Source organism: Microbacterium sp. zg.Y909 (assembly GCF_024626565.1).
On the sequence record NZ_JANJFJ010000463.1, the window covers coordinates 1 to 3,123 of the forward strand.

Annotated in this window: 3 protein-coding genes and 1 tRNA gene; 3 read left to right on the forward strand and 1 reads right to left on the reverse strand. The window is 70.9% G+C overall.

From position 1 onward, the window contains the following. The 3 genes from gltX to NQ160_RS21355 all read left to right on the forward strand — a co-directional run. Positions 1–1,298: glutamate--tRNA ligase (gene gltX / locus NQ160_RS21345; protein ID WP_257517077.1), on the forward strand; the 1,298-nt coding region annotated here is incomplete at its 5' end. 91 nt (positions 1,299–1,389) lie between these two features. Next, positions 1,390–1,461 (forward strand) — tRNA-Gln (locus NQ160_RS21350). 100 nt (positions 1,462–1,561) lie between these two features. Continuing rightward, entirely contained in the window at positions 1,562–2,110 is a 549-nt protein-coding gene (locus tag NQ160_RS21355) for a hypothetical protein (RefSeq protein ID WP_257517078.1), read from the forward strand. 69 nt (positions 2,111–2,179) lie between these two features. Here NQ160_RS21355 and NQ160_RS21360 read toward each other — a convergent pair whose 3' ends face one another. Further along, on the reverse strand, positions 2,180–3,046 hold the full coding sequence (locus NQ160_RS21360; RefSeq protein WP_257517079.1) for a M23 family metallopeptidase: 867 nt from the start codon (positions 3,044–3,046) through the stop codon (positions 2,180–2,182). Positions 3,047–3,123 lie beyond the last annotated feature (77 nt).

Below are 3,123 nucleotides of genomic sequence, written 5' to 3' on the forward strand. Positions count from 1 at the left end.
ACGCGCTGACCTGGCTCGAGATCGACTGGGACGAGGGTGTGGAGAAGGGCGGTCCGCACGCTCCGTACCGGCAGTCCCAGCGCGGCGACATCTACGCCGGCGTGCTGCAGCAGCTCATCGATGCGGGGGCCGTCTACGAGTCGTACTCCACCGCGGAGGAGATCGACGCCCGCAACGAAGCCAACGGCCGCGCCAAGCAGCTCGGCTACGACAACTTCGACCGCCACCTCACCGACGAGCAGAAAGCCGCCTTCCGCGCCGAGGGCCGCGAGCCGGCGTGGCGCCTGCGCGTGCCGGACGAAGACGTCACCTACGTCGACCTCATCCGCGGCGAGGTCACCTTCCCCGCAGGCTCCTTCCCCGACTTCGTCGTGGTGCGCGCCGGCGGACAGCCGCTCTACACCTTCACCAACCCGGTCGACGATGCGCTCATGGGCATCACCCACGTCATCCGCGGTGAAGACCTCATGCCCTCGACCGCCCGTCAGCTGGCGCTCTACGCCGCGCTGATCGACGCCGGCGTCACCCCCTTCGTGCCCCGGTTCGGCCACATGCCGCTCGTGCTCGGCGAGGTGGGCAATAAGAAGCTCTCCAAGCGCGACCCGAAGGCCGACCTCTTCCTGCAGCGGGAGAAGGGCTTCATCCATGAGGGCCTGCTCAACTACCTCGCCCTCCTCGGATGGTCGCTGTCGCACGACCGCGACGTGTTCTCCCTCGAGGAGTTCATCGCCGCCTTCGACATCGTCGACGTCAACCCCAACCCGGCCCGGTTCGACCAGAAGAAGGCCGAGTCCATCAACGGCGACCACATCCGCATGCTGGATGCCGAGGACTTCGCAGCCCGCATCGTCCCCTACCTCGTGAACGCGGGTGTCGTCGCCGACCCGCCGACGCCGCAGCAGCAGCAGATGATCGCGGCATCCGCCCCGCTCGTGCAGGAGCGCGTGCAGCTGCTGGGGGAGGTCCCGGCGCTCCTGGGCTTCCTCTTCACCGATGAGATCGAGTACCAGGACGATGCGCTGAAGTCCCTGCCGGCGAATGCCGATGAGGTGCTCGTGGCATCGGTCGCCGCGCTGGAACTCGTTGCCGAGCAGTCCTTCACGGCCGCCGCTGTGCAGGAGGCGCTGGCCGCGGCGCTCATCGAAGGGCTGGGACTCAAGCCCCGCGTCGCCTACGGTCCGCTGCGCGTGGCGCTGAGCGGACGCCGCATCTCGCCGCCGCTGTTCGAGTCGATGGAGCTGCTCGGCAAGGCCGAGACGCTGCGCCGCCTCGGCGGGCTGGTCGAGCGCTCGGCCTGACCGGTCGCGCCACGCCCGGGGTGCCCGGTTTGGTGCGTACGGCGCGGATCGGGTAGGCTTGATCTTCGGTGCGAGGGTGACTTCACACCGATGGGGTATGGTGTAATTGGCAACACGGCGGTTTCTGGTTCCGTTGTTCTTGGTTCGAGTCCAGGTACCCCAGCAAGACGAAAACCCCCGGGCGACCGGGGGTTTCGTCGTTTCCAAGGCACTTGCCCGCGTGCGGTAGGTTCGTCACCGTCACGGGAACGAGGGGGTCGTCGTTGACGCGCAGGCGTACGCTCGCGGGGCTGGTCCTGGACATCATGGCGACCAGGGGCGCGGTGGTGGTGGTGGCCGGCCTGATCGGCGTGCTCGCCCTGCGCCAGACGATCCGCGCCGCGCACGCGCTCGAAGTCGGGCGGGTTTCCCTCGTTCTGCTGCCTCGGAAGACGCACGGCAGCTGGGCCCCGACGGTGCTGAGCGATGTCCCCGCGGTGCCCGTGTTCATCTCCAGCCTTCTGCTGACGGCCGTGCTCGTCACGTGGACCGTGAGCCTGCTGATCCGCCCTGGGCGCCCACTGTGGTTCGTCGTCTGGCTTCCGGTCGGTGCCGTCGCCGTCGAGCGAGGGATCGTCATCGCGCTGCTGGCAGGGGATCCCGACCTCGCGCCGGGGGCTGTGACGCGTGGCTTCCTCCACGCCTTCGCCGGGCTGCTCTTCACGGGAGTGTTCAGCCTGCTCGCGGCTGCCGGCCGGCCGCGAGCAGCACGGGGGCGTCCGCCGCGGCGGCAGCGGCGGCCCCGCGCCGGGGCGGCAGGCGCATCCGCATGACGACCGCCGCGCGGCGCGCCACGAGGGGTCCTCGACCTGGCACCGCGGGCGGGTGACGGCCGTCCGCGCTCACGAGAGGGTGCGGACGCCGGCGACGAGGTGCTCACCGTTCGGCGGAAGTCCGTCATACGGCTCGGCGGCGACGTCGGTCCGGATGCCGGCGAACGCCAGAGGCACACCCTGCGCCGTCCACAGTGACGCGCGGTCCATCAGCTGGGCGTGCACGTGCGGCTCGCTGCTGTTGCCGGAGTTGCCGCAGCGGCCGATCTGCTGCCCCGCGACCACGCGCTGACCCCGGCGGGCCGTCACCGAGCCCCGCTGCAGGTGGGCGACGAGGGCGTAGGAGCCGTCGTCGCCGCGGATCGTGACGTGGTTGCCGACGATGAACCCGGGCCCGCCGATCTCGCGCAGCATGCCTTCCCATGTCATGTAGACCACGCCCATCGTGTTCGCCCGGGCGCGGTGATCGCGGCGCCCGCCGGACGCCCGAACGACGACTCCGTCGATCATCGCGAGCACGGGCTGACCGAGGGCGGGATAGTCAGACGCCGGGGGCATCGCCCGCGGACCCCCGAATGCGGGGCGCGGGTTGTCGGTGGGGTCGAAGACCAGATCGATCGCATAGGCCTGGCCGTACGTCCGCACACCGTGGCTGGGAACGGCCGATGCGGGGCTGTTGACGGCGACCCATCGGCCCCGCACGGGCGACTGCACGGTGCGGGCGGACTGCGTCGGCAGCAGACGCGGGCCCAGCGCGACGAGGATGCCGCACGCGATCGCCACGACGAGGGCGGCGCCCATGAGCGCGCTGCGGACGCGATCGGCGGTGCCGCCGTCGAGCACGAGGCCCAGCAGCAGGCCGACGATGAGCACCAGCGCGGCGCCGTAGTAGAGCGGGCCGCGGACGCGGTACAGGGCGCGGGCGAACGCGCTCATCGCCCGGTTCCCAGCAGGCTCGACAGCAGGGGCACAACCCGCGCCGCCGGCACCTCATAGGTGCCGCGTGCGCTCTG

Bases quoted from the DNA above. Each gene is read 5' to 3' on its own strand.
- NQ160_RS21360 (WP_257517079.1), bottom strand. From the start codon at position 3,046: ATGAGCGCGTTCGCCCGCGCCCTGTACCGCGTCCGCGGCCCGCTCTAC.